The 18,366-nt window shown below is 44.4% G+C and carries 17 protein-coding genes; 11 read left to right on the forward strand and 6 right to left on the reverse strand.

The genetic code is table 11. The features are described from left to right. Positions 1–104 precede the first annotated feature (104 nt). Positions 105–440, forward strand: a complete 336-nt coding sequence (locus QT998_RS25795) for a hypothetical protein (RefSeq protein WP_333118642.1) — start codon at positions 105–107, stop codon at positions 438–440. Between the two features lie 233 nt (positions 441–673). On the opposite strand, the gene QT998_RS25800 is transcribed toward QT998_RS25795, so the two are convergent. Beyond that, complete coding sequence (locus tag QT998_RS25800; protein ID WP_333058103.1) at positions 674–856, reverse strand: hypothetical protein; 183 nt, start codon at positions 854–856, stop codon at positions 674–676. A gap of 95 nt (positions 857–951) precedes the next feature. Between QT998_RS25800 and QT998_RS25805 the strand changes: the two genes are divergently transcribed. Next, positions 952–1,575, forward strand: a complete 624-nt coding sequence (locus QT998_RS25805) for a hypothetical protein (RefSeq protein ID WP_333118639.1) — start codon at positions 952–954, stop codon at positions 1,573–1,575. 138 nt (positions 1,576–1,713) lie between these two features. Beyond that, the gene (locus tag QT998_RS25810) at positions 1,714–2,634 is read left to right on the forward strand and encodes a helix-turn-helix domain-containing protein (protein ID WP_333118637.1); all 921 of its coding nucleotides are present in this window, start codon (positions 1,714–1,716) and stop codon (positions 2,632–2,634) included. A gap of 830 nt (positions 2,635–3,464) precedes the next feature. On the opposite strand, the gene QT998_RS25815 is transcribed toward QT998_RS25810, so the two are convergent. After that, the gene (locus tag QT998_RS25815) at positions 3,465–3,749 is read right to left on the reverse strand and encodes a hypothetical protein (RefSeq protein ID WP_333152402.1); all 285 of its coding nucleotides are present in this window, start codon (positions 3,747–3,749) and stop codon (positions 3,465–3,467) included. A 24-nt stretch (positions 3,750–3,773) separates the two neighbouring features. Between QT998_RS25815 and QT998_RS25820 the strand changes: the two genes are divergently transcribed. Together QT998_RS25820 and dnaB are read left to right on the forward strand one after the other, a co-directional pair. Continuing rightward, entirely contained in the window at positions 3,774–5,480 is a 1,707-nt protein-coding gene (locus QT998_RS25820; RefSeq protein ID WP_333118636.1) for a hypothetical protein, read from the forward strand. 116 nt (positions 5,481–5,596) lie between these two features. Continuing rightward, on the forward strand, positions 5,597–6,952 hold the full coding sequence (gene dnaB / locus QT998_RS25825; protein WP_333118635.1) for a replicative DNA helicase: 1,356 nt from the start codon (positions 5,597–5,599) through the stop codon (positions 6,950–6,952). A gap of 35 nt (positions 6,953–6,987) precedes the next feature. On the opposite strand, the gene QT998_RS25830 is transcribed toward dnaB, so the two are convergent. Continuing rightward, on the reverse strand, positions 6,988–7,533 hold the full coding sequence (locus QT998_RS25830; protein WP_333118632.1) for a tyrosine-type recombinase/integrase: 546 nt from the start codon (positions 7,531–7,533) through the stop codon (positions 6,988–6,990). A 74-nt stretch (positions 7,534–7,607) separates the two neighbouring features. After that, positions 7,608–7,790 carry a hypothetical protein gene (locus QT998_RS25835; RefSeq protein ID WP_333078148.1) on the reverse strand — a complete coding sequence of 61 codons (183 nt, stop codon included), beginning with the start codon at positions 7,788–7,790 and terminating at the stop codon, positions 7,608–7,610. Between the two features lie 424 nt (positions 7,791–8,214). Between QT998_RS25835 and QT998_RS25840 the strand changes: the two genes are divergently transcribed. After that, entirely contained in the window at positions 8,215–8,565 is a 351-nt protein-coding gene (locus tag QT998_RS25840; RefSeq protein ID WP_333218183.1) for a hypothetical protein, read from the forward strand. Beyond that, positions 8,534–8,851 (forward strand): helix-turn-helix domain-containing protein, encoded by a 318-nt coding sequence (locus QT998_RS25845; RefSeq protein ID WP_333218185.1) that lies wholly within the window; start codon positions 8,534–8,536, stop codon positions 8,849–8,851. The genes QT998_RS25840 and QT998_RS25845 overlap by 32 nt, the downstream gene beginning before the upstream one ends. 620 nt (positions 8,852–9,471) lie before the next feature. Here the strand turns inward: QT998_RS25845 and QT998_RS25850 are convergent. After that, positions 9,472–9,783, reverse strand: a complete 312-nt coding sequence (locus tag QT998_RS25850) for a hypothetical protein (RefSeq protein ID WP_333093161.1) — start codon at positions 9,781–9,783, stop codon at positions 9,472–9,474. Positions 9,784–10,829: 1,046 nt separating this feature from the next. Between QT998_RS25850 and QT998_RS25855 the strand changes: the two genes are divergently transcribed. After that, positions 10,830–12,218, forward strand: coding sequence for a lamin tail domain-containing protein (locus QT998_RS25855; RefSeq protein WP_333118626.1), 1,389 nt, complete (start codon positions 10,830–10,832; stop codon positions 12,216–12,218). 118 nt (positions 12,219–12,336) lie between these two features. Here the strand turns inward: QT998_RS25855 and QT998_RS25860 are convergent, their stop codons facing one another. Continuing rightward, positions 12,337–13,185 (reverse strand): arylamine N-acetyltransferase family protein, encoded by an 849-nt coding sequence (locus QT998_RS25860; protein ID WP_333093159.1) that lies wholly within the window; start codon positions 13,183–13,185, stop codon positions 12,337–12,339. Between the two features lie 416 nt (positions 13,186–13,601). On the opposite strand from QT998_RS25860, the gene QT998_RS25865 reads away from it, so the two are divergent. From QT998_RS25865 to QT998_RS25875, 3 genes are all read left to right on the forward strand, one after another. Then, positions 13,602–14,240, forward strand: a complete 639-nt coding sequence (locus QT998_RS25865) for a tyrosine-type recombinase/integrase (RefSeq protein WP_333157005.1) — start codon at positions 13,602–13,604, stop codon at positions 14,238–14,240. A 293-nt stretch (positions 14,241–14,533) separates the two neighbouring features. Beyond that, positions 14,534–15,781: a hypothetical protein gene (locus QT998_RS25870; RefSeq protein WP_333118625.1), complete on the forward strand. Its 1,248-nt coding sequence runs from the start codon at positions 14,534–14,536 to the stop codon at positions 15,779–15,781. Positions 15,782–15,900: 119 nt separating this feature from the next. Beyond that, positions 15,901–18,234, forward strand: coding sequence for an NAD(P)-binding protein (locus QT998_RS25875; RefSeq protein ID WP_333093156.1), 2,334 nt, complete (start codon positions 15,901–15,903; stop codon positions 18,232–18,234). Positions 18,235–18,366 lie beyond the last annotated feature (132 nt).

Raw genomic sequence — 18,366 nt, forward strand, 5'->3', positions numbered from 1 at the left:
TTGGCTGGCATACACTATAACTAATGATTGCTTATTTTTTTATATTATACAATCTAGCTGCGTCTCAGCTTATCAGGCAATTAGGACTTAAAGGGGTTCATGCAATGGCTCTTTCTAAACTCTCTGCTAAAAATTTAGTCTTGCCAGAGGAAGAAGCGCTGCCGATTAGAGTTAAAACAACTAATCAAGTTATTGCCGAGAAATTGTCGGTGACTCAAACTCGTAAATTGGTGCAAGAAATTATCAATTCTAATCTGGATGATTTCCCAGGGGCAGCCCGCCAATTCAAGCAGGTTAAGTTGGCAGCCGGGAATTTGAAAAAGCTGTCACCGCAAGTGTTGGAGCAAGCTGAGGTTGAACAACTGGTGGAGTTGCAGGAGGTTTTGCGCCAAAAGCTGGCGGAAATTGAGGCGGTTTTGAAACAAAATGGTGGGGAATAATACCAATTTCATAAATTTCTGCTACAGAGGCAGTTCTAACTCCTCCCCTCGAACGGGGGAGTTGAGGGGGTAGATATTTAGCGATATTTTATGAATTTGGTATAACAACAAAGTTTCGATCGGGCTGTCTGCTGAAATCGATCGACTGTTTCTACCCATCGTTTTTATCGATCGCCTTCGATCTGATTAGCTGCCAGACAATCTATAATAAACGAATTGCATTGTGGAGGTAGTTATCCATGAGGCAATGCAAGCTTGTGAGTCAGTTTGTGAATTTTTTGATAAGTTGTTCTGTCTGACGGTAATTTCGATCGCAAAACAGCTTTTTGTTGGTTGTAGCAAGCACCGATCGCCTTGAGGAGTTTACCATTAATAGTCGGCGGGTTAAATCTTGCTTGATTCGATATATGTGGCAACCTGAAAACACATTGTCCTTATGAGAGACCGCGATCGCATCCAACAATACGCTCTCAAACTAGGTAGAGAAGGTAAACTCCTATCTTCAATATTAGTGAATATTGCTACCCGATTGCATCACGCTTTGAAAATAATTATATCTCAAAACAGTGGAATAAAACACTTACCGTATCGCGATTTAAAAATCACCCCACAATTATTAGGAACTATTGAAAAAACATTCGAGAAATACTTTATATCTGATTTTCTGGAAAAGAATGCAGAGTGGATACTGAATCAATTAGATATCTGCGAGCGAGGAGAAAACCTATCGGATATTCTGCCTGGAACGATCGCTTTTCACCCTGACGCATCCTTACCCAAATCCGAATCCCGGACAGAATCTCAGATAATTAGTGCGTGTGGATATCATGCTGCCGATGAATTACTACAACAAATAAATATACAAAATCTATCAGCAGCTCAGTTGGCAAAAATCTTAGAACTTGCACCCCTTCCAATTCCAGTAACCGAACCCCCATTATTCAAGAATAAATCTGTAGAAGCTGTTCCAACAGCAGCTCTGATGGCTTCCAGTCTCCGCGCGCAGATCCGACCTGATTTGTGGTATGAAGCTGCCAGCAGTATTGCTGTTTTTCAACATGAAGCAAAGGGTAACTCAAACAATTATATCGAGCATTACATTTCCAGCCCAGGTGACATTACCCTGCTGCCTTGAAACGAAGCCCAGCAAATCATTGATAAGTTTGGGTTTACCAGCGCAAAATTGCACATTATTTTTGCAGCTCACACCATGAAATAAGAGACTCCTTGGCACAGCAGCTTTACACTAAAAGCCAGCGATATTGTTAAGGAAATGGGATGGGATAAAAATCACAAAAAAACTCAAATAGAAAAACTGCTAGAGATTGCTAATACAGCATTTGCCCTTGATTGTTTGTTGGTCAAAGCTGTTTGGATTGAGGGAATGAACAAGAAAGGGCAAATTATAGCTAGTGCTCCTGTAGGGAGAATGTGGAATGTCTACATCAAACCCCAAGGTCAGTTAAATTTTGAAGGTAAGATAGACAACCCCCATGAAATCTACATCACAGTCCAACCCGGATTGTGGACTCAGGATTTTTTGAACCGAGCTGGAGCCAAGTCGAGAGAAGCGTTATATCAGTTTGGCTATCTTTCCCAGCAAGTGCTGAGAATCGATCCGTACCATAACGAATTTGCCTTAAGACTAGCAATTCATGTCACCATAGAAAGCCGATTTCACGCCAGTGGTGAATACCGAGTTTTAACGCTACTAAAAGCGATTTTACCATCTCCACAAATTGACTCAGCTCGCAGCGATAATCGCAAAGCCTACAAATTAAAGCAGAGCTGGGATAGTGCCTTAAAACTATTAATGAATCTGGAGTGGCAAATAGAATTTGACCCGGAAACTTATCCAGATAAACTTCAGCCTGAGAACAAGGAAAGAAACCCAAAAGGCTACCTGGAATGCTGGCTGGCGGCCAAAATTACCATCCTTCAGCCAGAACCCATCCCACTTTTAATCTCAAAGAAGACCCAACCCAAACAATTAAAGCGCGCTTCGGCAAAACCACTCTCGATAGCAGGTGCTTCCGTGCGAAAAGCCCGTGAAGGTAAGGGGTGGACTCAGAGAAAATTAGCTGGTTGGTTGGGGGTTTCACAGTCGCTGATTGCTCAGATAGAGCGTGGTCAGCGGACTCTCAGCCCGGAAATAGAGACTAAATTGCTCGCTCTATTGGATATCGCTGAGTGAAGTCGATCGCATTTGAGATTGGAGATTTTAGATCGATGGGGGTTTGAAACTTGTCGGCTGTTGAATTCAGTTTTGGGGCGCGGTACTCGTACCAAACTGACTCGTCGCCTCACTGGTCGCTGCTTCGGAAAACTTATACCATTTCTCCAAAATAATGCAACAGTAGTTTGTACCGCTCGAATCTAATTGTATTGGGTACTCGACCCGCATTGTAGCAGCATTTTAGAGAAATTGTATTACCCAAAGCTGCTCATAGATTGGGTTAGTGTTTTTTATCCTACGATCGTGACCTCAAGCAGATAAAAAACTTTGACCTTGCGCTGTGTCGATTTTAGGCACGTTAGAGAATTTTGATGTTACCCAGCAAAAGCCTTACTAATCAACAGCAAGCAAAAATTTTTTACGCCCGATCAATAAAAGATTGGTTATTCAAGTTGTTATTCAATTTGAGCGATCGCAGCGACAGAGCCTGGGGCTGGCTGCGTATCTTGCGGGTGCCATGACTTTCTTAACGCAACCTCAGTCCAGACTTTACCGGGCTGTATCTTTACTGGTTTGAGCTGGTTGTCCAGTTTTGTCCGGTATCTCGCGGATAGCTATGCAGGTGAACGCATTCAAATACTCCTATTTTCAGAATTAACGAGATCCAGCGAGCCTAAAGGGCTAGTTGCCGTAATCAAGCTGACAGCAGCCGTGTAATCATAAAAAAAAAACTTAAAAAATTGACCTCAAACCCTTACAGTATATGGGTTTAAGCTTGATTACAAAAACATCCACATCCCAGGACAATTTTATCCACATCCCAGGATAATCTTATCCACATCCCAGGATTATGATTTTTTGAAACTCTTGCTATATATAAGTTTCAGCTTTTGATTACAACTCTTATAAGTCTGACAAGACTGATCCGCCACCACATCCCGCGACGATCGACCTGGCAGGATGGAAAAAATAATCGCACGGGCTCGACGATCGATCGCCAATGCAGCGCGATGGAGCGCATCTCGCCTTCCTGCTGCAAGCACGAGCGGATACCCCGCGACCAAATCCGACCAAATCCATAACAACCCCTCTCGCACGCTTCTAGTAGCTACCACAGCCGCTAAAAGTGACACGCTCATTTTTACCGCGAACAAAAAATGGTTGCAGATACAACTACCTGGCACAAACCACCACTCACCAGATATGCCTCAATTTACGAAGCCCTGGCCGACGTACTCGAAGGCGCTACCCCCAGCGCCATCAAACTCGCCCTCTACCTGTACAGAACCTGCATCGGCGGCAAACCAGAGGAAATCGACATCAATTGCATCCCCTTGGGCGAAAAACGAGCCACAAGAGTCCGCAATGGCAAGCCCTACAGCCCCAACACCAGGCGGACAGCCCTCAGACAGCTCGAAAAACTCGGTTTGGTCAAAATCCTGAAAAACTACGGACGCGGCATTTTTCGCATAGCAGTGCAGCACCTGGGCGACGTTCGCCCCTTCACTCATACCCACTCAAAATTCCAAAAACTGAGCAACCCATCAAAAAATCAACGTCAACAGTCAAAAATTGAGCAAATAGAGGGTTCAAACCCTGATGGTGCCGTACTCTTTACAGAGGATAAAAAAGAACAGCAAAGCACTGAAAATGTTGCTGCTGTTTTTTTAAGTTTTTTTGAAGAAAGAGAAAATTTAGCCAAGACAAATGTAAAACCAAAAAATGTAGAACCAAAACCTGCTACTCAAATCCAGACCAAAGACAGTCAGTCAAATAAAAATTCACAACAAAAACTAAAAACCCTAATTGAGAATAAATATTCCGACCAGACGGCTGAATATCTGAATACTAATTCAGATACAATTCAAGCGATCGATGATGCGACAATACCTTGCAGTTCAGAACAAACAGGTTTAACCTCTGAACCCCCGCAAAAACTACCCACAAAACTTGACAGCCTCGACCATCAAAGAATCTCTGGCGCCGAACCAACAATAACCAACAAAGCTGTCCGGTTAAATCTCGAAACATCTTCGTTCGTTAATCCTCAAGTCGCTAAAATTGTCGAAACAGTTGTAATTGCCAATTCCAAAGCAACTGAAATTGCCGAAGTGGTTGCAATTGCCAATTATGAAGCGATTGCAATTGCCAACCCTGATGTAACTGAAATTGCCGAAGCGGTTGCGATTGCTAACTCCGAAGCAACTGAAATTGTCAAAGTGGTTGCAATTGCCAATTCCGAAGCGGTTGCAATTTCCAATCCTGATGTAACTGAAATTATCCAAGCGGTTGCAATTGTCAATTCCGAAACGACTAAAATTGCCGAAGTAGTTGCGATTGCTAACTCTGAAGCGATTGCAATTACAAACCCCGATGCGACTCAGATTGTCGAGATAGTTATGCAAGCCACAGGAGGGATGAATCCCGAATTGAGAGTTTGCGTCCTCCAGTACAACTTAGAAGAAATTCAAGCAGCCATAAACCTGCTGCAAATCAGAAGCCAAACAAAGCAAATATCTAACCCTTCAGGATGGATTGTTGACTGTTTGCGCGGTCGTTGGTGGGTAAAAACTAATGGTTTTCCAAACTCGAACCCAACAAATGTTGTTTCGTCTCCAGCTTCAGCAGGTTCTTCTCCAACTCCAAAAAATTCTCCTTCTGCACAGACAACAAGAATAACTGAGGATTATATTGACCCTCAGTATATGCCATTAACAACTCACCGAAAGTTATCCGAACAGTTCCAGGAACTAGGCGAAGAAGCTTTCGCAGCGCTAGGTATTCAGCAGCAAATTTACTTGCAGTGGATACAGCGATTTCCTCAGCAAGCAAAACAAATTGTGAACAAATTGTCTACTACTTAGCTATTTAGCTCTTCTGTGAAAACAGTGATCATCCAACCCATTTAGACAGCTTTTAATCTTTTAGACAACTTTTCGCACAGTTGAATTAGCAACAATATTAAAGGAGAATACCCGACATGGCAGTCAGTTTTGTTGACAAAATTATTCCGAGCAATATTGATGCAGAGGAAGCAATTTTAGGCGGAATTTTGATCGATCCAATAGCCATTAAAAGAATCGCAAATATTCTGCGTCCCGAAGCATTGGCAATTACAGTCCACCAACATATTTATCGGGCCGCTTTGGTGCTGCATTCTCTAGAACAGCCCACAGATTTGATGAACATCACCACCTTCCTCGACAACCACAACCTGCTGGAAGTAGTAGGAGGTCAAATCAAACTGGTAATGCTGGTAGACCGAACTGTTTCAGCCGTCAATATCGACCAGTATGCCTTGCTAGTCATGGACAAGTTTGTCCGGCGCGAACTCATCAAAGTTGGCAATGACATCGTGCAGCTTGGCTACGAGACTTTCACCGAATTGGATGCGATACTAAATAAAGCCGAGGAAAAGATTTTTGCCCTCAATAAGTACAGAGAAGAGCGACAAAAAGCTATTCGACCTCTCTCCGAATACTGCGGAGAGCTTTGGCGATATCTAGATGAAATTGAGGAAGAGCGCTTGGAGACTGCTAACTACTTTCCTGGAATCAGCACAGGGTTTTACGACCTCGACGACCTATTGGGAGGCGGATTTTACCGAGGTGAATTGATTGTTATAGGAGGTCGTCCCGGCAGCGGCAAAACAGCTTTGGCTTGTGCCCTTGGCTACAACATTGCTTGCCTTCCCACGAACGGTCGAGTTTTGATGTTTTCGATGGAAATGCCAGGTCGGGACTTGGCAGCGCGGTTAATGGCACTTGAGAGTGGGGTGTCGGTGAAAGATATCAGGCAAGTTAACCTAGCTGGTAAGTACGAAGTCCTAGCTTCGGCTTTGGGGAAAGTTAGCGATGCTGATTTTTGGATAGACGAAAGTTTGGAACCGTCTCCCTTGGAGATTCGTTCCAGAGTTAGGGAGTTTGTTTGTGAGCGCGGCCCCTTGGGTTTGGTAATTGTTGATTACTTGCAATTAATGGTGAATTCGGCGGATGAAAATGTTGTCAATAAAATTAGCGAAATTACGCGGCAGATGAAGATTTTGGCTCGCGAGGTTGACGCGCCGGTTGTGCTGCTTTCTCAGCTCAATCGGGGGGTAGAGACTCGCACGAACAAGCGTCCAAGTTTATCGGATTTGCGTGGCTCTGGTGGAATTGAACAGGATGCGGATGTTGTGCTTGGAGTTTACAGGGACGATTATTACAATCCTGATTCTCCCGATCGGGGAATGGCTGAAATTATTGGATTGAAAGGACGGAATAGCGGAACGGGAACGGTTAAGCTGCTGTTTGATGCTGAATGCTGTCGGTTTCGGAATATCTATAAACTGCCATAATATTAAAGCACAGGAAAATATTGAGCTCTGTCGCCTTACTTCAAGAGCCCAATCGCCTTGACAAGCTGTTCCGGCTGTACCTCCAAATAGCGCTGGAGACTCGACAAATTTTTGTGTCCCGAAATCTCCATAATCACCCGCAGCGGCACCCCCGCATTGCTCAAATTAGTCAGCGCCGTCCGCCGCATCGAATGTGTTGAAGCCCCCTTAATTCTTACCCGCTTGCAAGCTTCTTTAAAAATCACATCCGATGCGGCGCGAGTCAAAGGCTTCGTATTGTCTCGCCCCGGAAACAAAAAACCCACATCTGGATTGTAAGCCTTTAAATACTTAGCCAGCATAGGATGGAGCGGCAGCGTTCGCGTTGCTGACGAACCCTTTGTCGTCGCTTTTCGCAACGTAACTGACCCCCCAACAATGTCGTGAGTTGTTAAAGCTAACGCCTCTGAAATGCGGCAGGCGCAGTAAAAAGTTACAGCAAACAAAAGCCTGTCCCTTGCTGTAATAAAACCCCGGTCAAACAGTCGGTCAATTTCTGCGGGCGTCAAAATCTTAGCGCGCCCGTTGCCTTGAACCTTCACGGCGCAGCCCTCTTAGCGTAAATTCCTTCATTATTGGACGAAAGGAATATTACGTCAAGTAGGCTAACTGGCTTCTATTCTTTGATGGCCAACCAAATCCGGCTCAATCGCTTTCTGGGCAATCGGAGGCGCTTGTTGCAACTTACTTCCCGCTTATTGCTATTCAACTGACTCGAATTCTCGGGAAAGTTGATAATCGGCAATGTGGCGATCGCGTCGATGAGGTCTCTGAAGGTAACAGGTTTTTGGGCGTTCATAACACCGCGCTACCAATAAAATTATTATTCACTAATCTAATTATACTATTGTTTGATTCTACCTGCAACCTTTTTTGCGGCCAGTTAGAGCCTGAAGAACAAGTCATCAATATTCTCCAATAACCCTTCTACTTCCCGGTGTGGTTCGATTTGGAGACGTTTGTCCATCATCGCACCTCGCTGACGAAAGCAACTACACCTTTACTATACAAGTCGGCTGCAACGGGACTTGACATCAACGCGATTGGGCGGTATCTCAAAAAACTGATAGCCTAGCCAGAGTTGGGCTTTGAGAATAGTTCGTCAAATATAGATTCCAATTGATTGATTTAAGGAAATATCGCGCTGCAATTTCTTTATCAAGAAATTGGCCTAAAAACCTATCAAAACAAATCTGTTGCAGTCGATGCACAGTTGAGAACTCATGTCAATCTCAAAAGGAAAGCGAGATTTGATTTCGTGCCTGCCACTAAAACATTTGAATGATATGCCGCCTGCAATTGAATTTCCTGTAAACTTTGCCAAAATTCATCTCCCGCGCTTTAAGTGCGGCGAGATGGTGCGCTGGAAGGGTGTTAGCGAAGAAGCTGACAGAGAAATGGTTATCGGCAAATTTTACAATTACGAACAGTGTCAATGCTGTTGGATGTGGTGCTACATAATTTGCCTTACTCCTGATTCCAAAAGTGCAACGTGGTGTCAGTTTGATACTGCCTGGGAGGAAGATTTGGAGAAGTTTGAGGATGATAAAAAAGCAGCAGACTTTGACAGATAGAGAACGCAATTTGATTGCAGTTTACAGTCAATGCCAATTCGGAATGACACCGAGGCAGTTTTATGAAAAGTGGGGAGTGAGTTATGAGGAAATTGCTTTTATTTGTTCTCGTTCTGATTCTACAGTGCGGGGTTGGTTTAGAAAGGGGAAAAATCGCAGATTTCCTACTGCTGTCGATTTGCGTCATTTGGCTTTAATGGATTTTCTGCTGGAACACTTTGAGGAAATTCCAGAGGCATTGGTGGCTTTCCTGTGTCCGCCTTGCGAAGATAATAGCCTGGATTAATAGTAGCGCGTATAACGGAAAGACTGTTTAGGGCAACGACTGTATACGTTATCGCAATCATATACTGCTGACTTGTTTTAACAGTTTTGGTGGCTGCTATACATCAAGCTTTTTCAGCATCAAAAGATAATTTGAGCTGGTTATAGCACAAACCTCGTCAAATATCAATGTCACCGTGACCTGTCTTTGACAAGATTATTCAATTACTGTCTTGGCAAGCAATCAAACAAGAGCACAATCTGTTACTTTTACTGCTGAGGTACTAAAATGACCTACTCTGAAAAATTGCACCCGTGGTGTATCATTAGCCTGCTTCCTAATTGTCAGCGTGTTATTGTGGCACGATTTCGTAAGAGAAACGATGCAGATGATCATCTACGGGTTTTGCAGCGATTAGTGAAAACGCGCACATTTGTGATTATTTTTGACATGCAACCAAAGCCTACTGTGCCTAAAGAATAACGGCGAATGCAGCGAAGGTTTGAAATCGAATTAATCGAGATACCTGCGTTAGTTGAATAAACCGACTTTCCAGCGATTTCTCCCAGCGACAGAACCTACTGATAGCTGGGAGAATTTTTTATATATTTTACTGATTCTCTACTAACTACAACTTTTTATCATAGTATTGATTGACGCAAAGGAGCGATCGCATTTGTACGGATAGTTACAATTGCATAAGTAAATATGCTCTGATTGATAGCTGTGCAATCGTAGATGTGGCTAATAGTAATATAGCTTGCGAGCGCAATAGATATTCCTTCTCTATCAATACTTCGGAATTTTGAAGAGTTTTTTTGGGAGATGGCTCTGGCGCAAGGTTCGTAGGTGGCTAATGTTGCGCTGAGTTTTTGGATTTCTTGCCATAGCTCTACTATCAAGGCTTCTTTTGCCTCGTTCAATAGTTGCTTTAAGCTGGGTAGTTTTTCCATTCCTTTATCTAATGTCTATCTCGTCTTCTTGTCAAGGGGGTTGAGCAATTACCATTTAAGATTGCTATATCAAAGCATCAGAAGCCAATAAACTCCTTATAAACGGCTTGAAAAGCAACGCATCGCAGTAGAAAAATGGTCGTTTAGGCAATTATAAAATCGTTCACTTCGCTACCAACGGCATTGGCAACAGAAAAATCCCGAACTCCCAGGATTTGTGATTATTCTGATGAAGCTCGGTTGCTATAGCATCGTCAATTTACCATCAGGGATTGGCAGCAGGGAATCAAGGCAGAGGTGGATTTTTATGCGATGCGCTGTAGGATGGCTCGATGGGAGTTATGGAACTCATCTACTCAAGCCCAGACAAAACTCGAACGCTCCAACAGTTATTTCCGAATATAAACCACCGCGTCACCTGTAACGCGAGATCGCAACTCCCTCTTGATTCCGCTGCATCTACGGCTTGTTTGACTGCAATCCCAAACCAGGACGAAACCCCATGAAAATTAATCGCAAGGTATCCAAAGCCCTGGCTGCTGCTTTTTTAGCTTTAGGGGGTTTGAGCAGCAATCGTGCATAAATTTACGCCAAGCACTGAAATTTTTGCCAGCACCCCCGATCGGGCGCGAAACCGCTGCTAAGTGGAAGTTCTATTGATAGTTGCACGGTTCTCCTGGCTCAAACCGATGATTGCAAGCGGCGTTGCACTTAATCCTGGCGAGCGTTGTATTTAATCCTGTCGAGCGTCGCATTTACAGTTGCATTTAATTCTGGATCGTAAGTGTCAAGATTGCTGGCTGGAGTGTTTAGATTATTGCTAAAGGGTTTGTCCCGTTCTCTTCCAATATTTTCGATCGTTTTTATCGGACTATTTTGTTTATATTAAGGATATGTCTATAAAAGCGAGCGATAGTTGGCATTCCTTTTGTGATTAACAATCTCCACTTAGAAATGAGAATTTTGTCACAGCAACAATTAACCATCTTTCCCTGCACCCGCACCAGTAAGTCCATCAACTACTCCGAAGGTTAGGAACCGAGTCAATGAACAAAAAATTAGGCAAAATCTTTCTCGCTAATGATGCTTCAACTTTAAGTAACGTCGGATTTGAACAATCTCCTGACGCGGCAATTTTTGCTAAAAATATTGCGAATTGGTTTGCGGGCGGTCGTCCAGGTAAGTTTCATTCTTACGCTGACCCGGATTTAGCAGAATCTGAATCGGCTTTAGCAGAGACAATGACTGAAGCTGGTCACACATGGACGGTTGGATATGACATCCCAGAAGATGTGGATGCGATTTTTACACATGAAATTTGTATTGATGAGACTAGAATCAGAGATTTGGTTGGAGCCGGAGGGAACGTTTATTTAGCTGCCGAGACGGAAAATGAGGACTATGCTGAAGCGTATAACTTTAACTGGTTTCTTTGGGAAGTTGGTTTACAGTTTAAAGAGGGCTATAACGGGATTTCAGGAAATCAACCCATTAATAGCGAACATCCGATTTTTGCTGGAGTTAAATCTCTCTATCAACGCAATGGCAGTTCGATTATCGATTTCCAACCTGACGAGCAGGCCAATCAAATTCTCGTTTCTAGTCCTGATGGAGAAGGGCTGTATGCAATACTCGATCTCTCACAGGCAACACCCCACGTCAGGATTTCGAGGATTTTTTCAGACGTCCGCGTTAAATCCGCTGAGGCGGACGAATATATCGCTATTGTCAACGATGGGCTGGTTGATATAGATATATCAGGCTGGAAAATTCACACAGACAATCGCAATCAAGAATTCTCTTTTCCCGCGGGGACAGTCTTGAAAAAAGGAGCTGAGTGTCGAGTTTATACTAACGAGGTGCATCCAGAGTCAGGCGGCTTCTCTTTCGGTAGCAAACGCTCTGTTTGGAATAACTCTTCAGACGAGGGAAGGCTTTTGGATGCGATGGGAAATTTGATGTCTAGCTATGCTTATACTGAGCACAGTCAGAAGTTATCTAATCTGACTTCATCCCTTGGCTTAGACAATCTAATCCTAGAGGCAGATCCAGAATCGATTGAGGCACAGAAAGCTTTAGGCGGTCAGGTAACTTTTGAGGAAGCATTAACTTCGGCATACGATAGCTTTGAACTTGACAACTCACAAGAAGGCTCGGTTCTAGACACGATCGCTGATAATGCTGCGGCTGTGGGTGTGCCCTACGCCTATTTTAACGGCGATCATGTACCCTCGTCTTACCAATATCTGCGAAAACCCACCACTAAAATTATCCTCTGTACTCCAGAGACACCGATGCTCCCAACAAAAGGGGAAAGCATAGAAGCTAACTGGATATTTATGTTACAAATTCCTGAACTCAACACAGTACATTGGGCGATTATTGACCGTTTGGGCGAAGAAGAAGTGTACAACTACGGTCGCTTCTTGTCCTGAGCGAGAGGCTTTCGTCTAAAGGCGTGCGGAATGTCGGATTTAATACTTTCCGCAAGAAAATCTATCGAAAAGTCCTTGTCAGGCCTTGCCATAAATCGAGAGTTGCCCGCTTTCACCGTTAGGTCATCGCACGCGATCGCTCAATTAATTGTTGTAACATCTGAACTATCTCAGCGATCGCTCCCAAGTTGAGACAAAAAACATTCTCAAGGGTAGCGCGTAACTCTGCAACCGTTGAAAGGACGCGATGTTCTGTTCGACCGTCCAAATAATGCACCGTAAACTGATTGTTCCACAAGGCATAACGACAATTTGACCCCGGTTTTGCCACAATCAAGTTAGTAACAAAAATCGAGTTGGGATGAGTTGAAACGTACCAATTACTCACCTCATAATCGGGTAATTCTTGCTCCTGAAGGTCGAATCTGTAAAGGGATTTCCACTCCTGCTTGATATATGCTTGCATAATGTAGCTGCGATCCGTTGCAATCAATCGAAATGGTTCGTGGGATGTAGGTTGTTCAATATCCGGTGTCAAAGCAAGCGGCGCGGTAAGCGTTAATCCTCCGAATCCCGCATCTGCAATGTACGGCTCTCCATCAATATTGACTAACAGCACCATATGGCTGCGAGGTGCGATCGTCCCGGATGGCAAATTCCACAGCACGCGAGCTGCTAGATTCGTTACCTGAAAGCCAAGAGCAAGCAAAACATCCCGCAACAGTGAGTTTTGCTCGAAACAATAGCCGCCCCGTCCCTGGTTGATGAGTTTTTGTTGCAAGGATGCTAAATCCAGCAAAACCGGTTGTTTCAGGAGCGAATTGAGGTTTTCAAAGGCGATCGTTTGGGAATGTCGTTGATGAATTTCCTGTAACGTTGTCAGCCTGGGCGAGCAGTCACCGCTATAGCCAATTCGTTGAAAATAGGCATCAAGGTCGATCTCAGTCAGTCGCTGTTGCAATTGCATATTTTATGATCAGAGTCAATGCTGAGTTTATTCATGGGGAGTAATTAATTATTACGCATCCAACGTTCCTTCATATTGAGCATCGAAGAAATCTATGATTTCGCTCGCTCCTTCACGTCGAATCATCCGCTTCCCGCCGATCGCTCCTTTCATCCCATCAAGTAAATCGGTAATGTCTCTTTGGTCGGGGCCGCGATTATCGCATACACCATCAAGGTATTTAAATTTTTGTGTCTGCTGAGTTTCTGAACTTTCCGCACATTACCGTCGGTCGCATCCAGCGCGGCCGTGATAGCTGTATGTGTATTCTACGCCCGCCATCCAGACCTGGACTACCACGTTAAGAAATCCCCCCGATCGATCCAGCAATGCAGTATTTGCGGCAAACTCTGTGGTATCGGGTCGAGTTTACCAAGATGAAGATAGAACGGCACGGCCAGGCCAAGATACTCACGCAACAGGAAATCGAGCTTTTGTTCAACAAAGGTTTGCAAACCGCTCGCGATCGCACCCTCTTCGGAGTTTGTCTCTACACCGCCTGTCGGATTGCCGAAGCTTGTTCCCTGATGGTTAAAGATATCTACACGAACTCTGGCACCGTCCGCTCTACGATTAACTTCCGCAAAGCCAATACCAAGGGCAAGCTGCAAACCAGAACGATTCCGGTGATCGAGGATTTGCGATCGCTCTTGACATCTTGGAAACCCCACGCGGGTCAGACTTACTTGTTCCCCGGCCGCCACCGCTGCCACCATTGGAAGCATTTGCAATCAGATTCAGCCGATCGGATTTTGAGAGAAGCGTTCGAGCGAGCCGGCATCGAGGGAGCATCCACCCACAGCTTGGTTGAGAACGGCCCTCACCCAGAGGAGCAACGCGGGTATCCCGCTGCGGATTATTCAAGAAATCAGCCGCCACCGCAACCTCGAACAGTTGCAGCACTACGAAAGAGGTGCCGGCCAGAACAAGTCACAGGAGCGATCTCTTCACTTTCCATGCTTTCTAACACTGGAAAACGCTCATTACCGAGTTGGCAACGGTCTGCTAGTTTCTGACGATCGCCCCCAACCGCCGCGATCGCTCCATCCCCACCTACCAGTGCAGTAGTAATGCAGTAAGTTTGACCGACTTCGCTGTCGGGTCGGGTATAAACCACAGGTCGCACGCCAACGGTCGCATGAAATATAGGTGGGTCGCGAGCTCAGTTTGCTTTCTTGATCGCTCGATAGAGAGTTTGTGATTGAGAAAATAGGCGTTAGGCGTTAAGAAAGCTCGATCCGATCGGTATTTGTGATATGACTGAAATATAAAAAGTTTGCAAGCTAACTCATGATGAGGTTATGAAGCAATGAATGTTAACAGCGCCGCTCAACTTCTGCAAACAGGCTTTCGTACAGCACTAGGAGCAAGCAGCGCGATCGCGGAACTGCTCAATAACCCGCAAAAATTAGCAGACATCCTCGCAAAACCGCCTGGCTCGCCAGAGCAACTACTCCTAGATCTTGCTGCTAGAGGCGAAAGCATAGAACAAGAAGCACATAAATTTGGCGAGACATTTTTATCGGGCGGCAGTCACCATTTAAAACCGCCACAATACATTGAACGAGCTGGCGAGCAGTGTTTTCTTCAACCCTACGACATCAAAGGTACAAACCTCTATGGATTTATCTTAGAAGGTTCTCTGCATAAGCTACAAGCAGTATGCGACACATATCTCAACCAGCCAGCCAAAGGAGAAGTTGAGTATCGCCCTGCCATGCACTATGTTGTCCTTACTTTCGGAACGATGGATTCGCTCAGTTCCACAAACAAACCAGACAGCGAAAAGGGATATGTTCTTGAAGAAGAGGTAGTTTTTTGGATATTGACGATGGTCGGAAAACAAGTAGGACCTGCATTTGTAGTGGAGCGGCTAGCTTGGTTCATGCCTTACGTTTTTGTCAATAACTCACCAGTTTTAATTTCAGGGCGCGAGGTTTACGGTATTTCAAAACAACTGGGTTCTTTTCAAATTCCCAAACCCCCGCAGCCACCTGATTTATTCACTTTAGAGACGCTTTTATGGAAACATTTTAGACCGGACATTCAAGCCCAAGATGAAAGGTTGATAGAAGTTTGCAGAGTTGGTAAGGAGGTATCTTTTAAACCTAACAAGACTTGGGATACCCCACAAGAATTAGTCAATGAAATTTTAGAGCTACTTTTTGACAACAATGGTAGGATCGAGATTCCTGGTTTTAGTTTGCCACTCAATATTTTTGACTACCTAACTCATACAGCAGTTCCAGTCGTATTTCTCAAACAATTCCGCGATGCAGAAGATGGTAGCCGAGCTTGCTATCAAGCGATCGTCGAAAATTTGATGAAAATGTACAAATATCACAGCGGACGCATCCTGGGCTTCGGTTCTTTAGGCGATCAGTTTGAGGTCACACTGTACGATTATGCCAGCCACCCCATAGTTAACGATTTGGGGTTACGCCCACGTGGTACCAAACCAGGAGAATCAGTTCGATTGCCCGTCAAGCTGTCTTTCTGGATCAACTTCAACTTCACCGTCGAAAATGGTACTACAGTTTGGAAAGCGCCTTCTTAAATTAGCTTTCATCTCAGTCAAATTATAGCGCGAATCCATGAAAAAGCCGGCTAAAAAGCCCGGGATGAAGCGCAGTTAAAAATATACTTTTGAAAGTAGATTCTCTACTCAATCGATAAATGCCTGAAACATCGAAACTCAAAAAAATTGCCATTTTGGGAGGAGGAATCGCCTCCATAACTGCTGCATTTGAACTCACCAGCCAGCCGGGATGGAACGCTCTCTACGATATTACTGTGTACCAACAGGGCTGGCGTCTGGGAGGTAAAGGCGCATCAGGACGCAGCGTGGAGTCTAACCCGCCTTACCACGAACCAACCTACCGAATAGAAGAACATGGATTGCACATTTTCTTTGGATTCTACGAAAATGCTTTTCGATTGATGAAACAGTGCTACGACGAATTAGGAGAAGATGGTCCGTTTTTGAGTATAAAAGATGCCTTCAAACCTCACAGTCTCATAGTTCTCGAAGAATATATCAATGGTCGCTGGGTTCAGTGGCCTTTCAACTTTCCCCCAAATAAATTGCTTCCTTGGGAAGGAGGGGGCTATTTCTCGATGTGGGAGCATATCTGCTCCTTGCTCAAATTGATGCACGATGGATTTGAAGGTTCAAAATCTTTAAAATCTCAGTGTTCAGTTAACAGATTATCCAGCAATCAGCAAATCCCGAACTGGTTAGAACTTCTTGCCAAACAGATAGATATTGGCGGGGAAACTCTTAAACTCACCTCAGAAATCGCACCGCTTCACCTTCCCGACCAACTGGTGCAGTTACTTCTCAAAGAACCAGCCCGCTGGTGTCAGTGGTTGGAAAATACTATGAAACAGATAGGAACTACCTTAGACACTATTGATTTAACATCAGAAGGAACATTTCTAGGTCTGGCCTACAAGTTAGCCAAATCCATGCCGGACGATACCCGCACTCATCGCCCCGAACACCACAGAATTATTCTTAAGCTTTTAGAGCAATTTATGCAGCGGTTGAGAAGCTCTATCGAGTCAGAAATTGAGCAAGATGACGATACATTTCGGATTTTAGTTTTGTTAGATTTAGCATTTGCCAATATTCGGGGATTATTTGTAGATGAAGTGATTTATTCTGGTTCTTTAGAATCCTTAGACGAGTATGATTATAGAGAGTGGCTGAAAAAACACGGGGCCGGGGAAACCAGCATCAATTCAGCATTTATCCGCGTTTTGTATGACCTTGTTTATGCCTTTCCTGGGGGGAACGTTCATCAGCCCAGACTAGCAGCAGGAACAGCAATCCGCATCTTAACAACCGTAATTTTCCAGTACAGCGGGGCGATTATGTGGAAAATGCAAGCTGGTATGGGAGATACGATTTTCGCCCCGCTTTATAAAGTGCTGAAACGTCGGGGTGTCAAGTTTGAGTTTTTCCACCGCGTGAAACAGTTGCACCTTGACGATTCGCAGCAGTCGATCGCTAGCATTTCTTTGGGACGCCAGGTGAATCTCAAAGAACCAGCTCGGGAATACGATCCGCTGATTAAAGTTAAGAGGCTCCTCTGCTGGCCGAGCAAACCCCGCTACGAGCAAATTGTAGAAGGTGAAGAACTCCAACAACAGCAGGTAAATTTGGAGTCTTTTTGGACTCCGTGGCAAGATAATGAAACCCCAGTCACTCTCAATGTTGGAGAAGATTTTGACTTGGTAATTCTCGGCATTTCTCTCGGAGCTTTACCCTTTATCTGCGGCGACTTGATTAATGCTGAAAAAAATCCCGCTCATCAAAAATGGGCAAATATGGTAAATCAGATCGAGACAGTTCCCACTCAAGGCGGTCAGTTGTGGCTTAAATCTAATTTACAGCAGTTGGGGTGGAGGGGGGGCAGTCCTGTGGTCGGTTCTTATGTAGAACCCCTCGATACTTATGCCGATATGAGTGATTTGATCCAGCGCGAAAATTGGCCTTCCGAACATTATCCCTACAATCTTGCTTATTTTACAGGCGTAATAGCAGACTCAGGAATTCCTCCCAGCAGCGATCGCGATTTCCCCAAAAGGGAACAGGAGAAAGTAGAACAACAGGCTATCAACTTCCTCGAAAACCAAATCGGTAACTTATGGCCTAAAGCTACCACTCCAGAAAATCCTCAAGGGTTGAATTGGGATTTGCTTGTCGATCTAAAAAACCAGCCGGGACAGAAGCGTTTCTACTCTCAATACTGGCGAGTCAACATCGACCCTTCAGAGCGTTACGTGCTTTCTGTCCCCGGAAGTACAAAATATCGGCTCAAAACCGATGAATCTGGCTTCGATAACCTCTACTTGACGGGTGACTGGATCGACAACGGTTACAATTCAGGCTGTGTCGAAGCAACCGTTATGTCAGCTATGCAGGCTGCTCGTGCTATTTTGACACAAATTTTTGGGATTGAGTATGCAAAAAAAATTATCGGTGAGCGGGATTCCTGGTTCTGAAAACTGTGTCAGGGTGTAAGCCTGCTCAGCATTTAAATTGCATCTCAAGAAACAATCAAACTCTTGTCTGTCTTGGTTTTGGGATGTCCGATCTCATAAATACTTAATTAAGTTCGCTAAAAAATTCAACAA

This window comes from Microcoleus sp. S1D4 (assembly GCF_036700765.1).
Lineage (GTDB): Bacteria > Cyanobacteriota > Cyanobacteriia > Cyanobacteriales > Microcoleaceae > Microcoleus.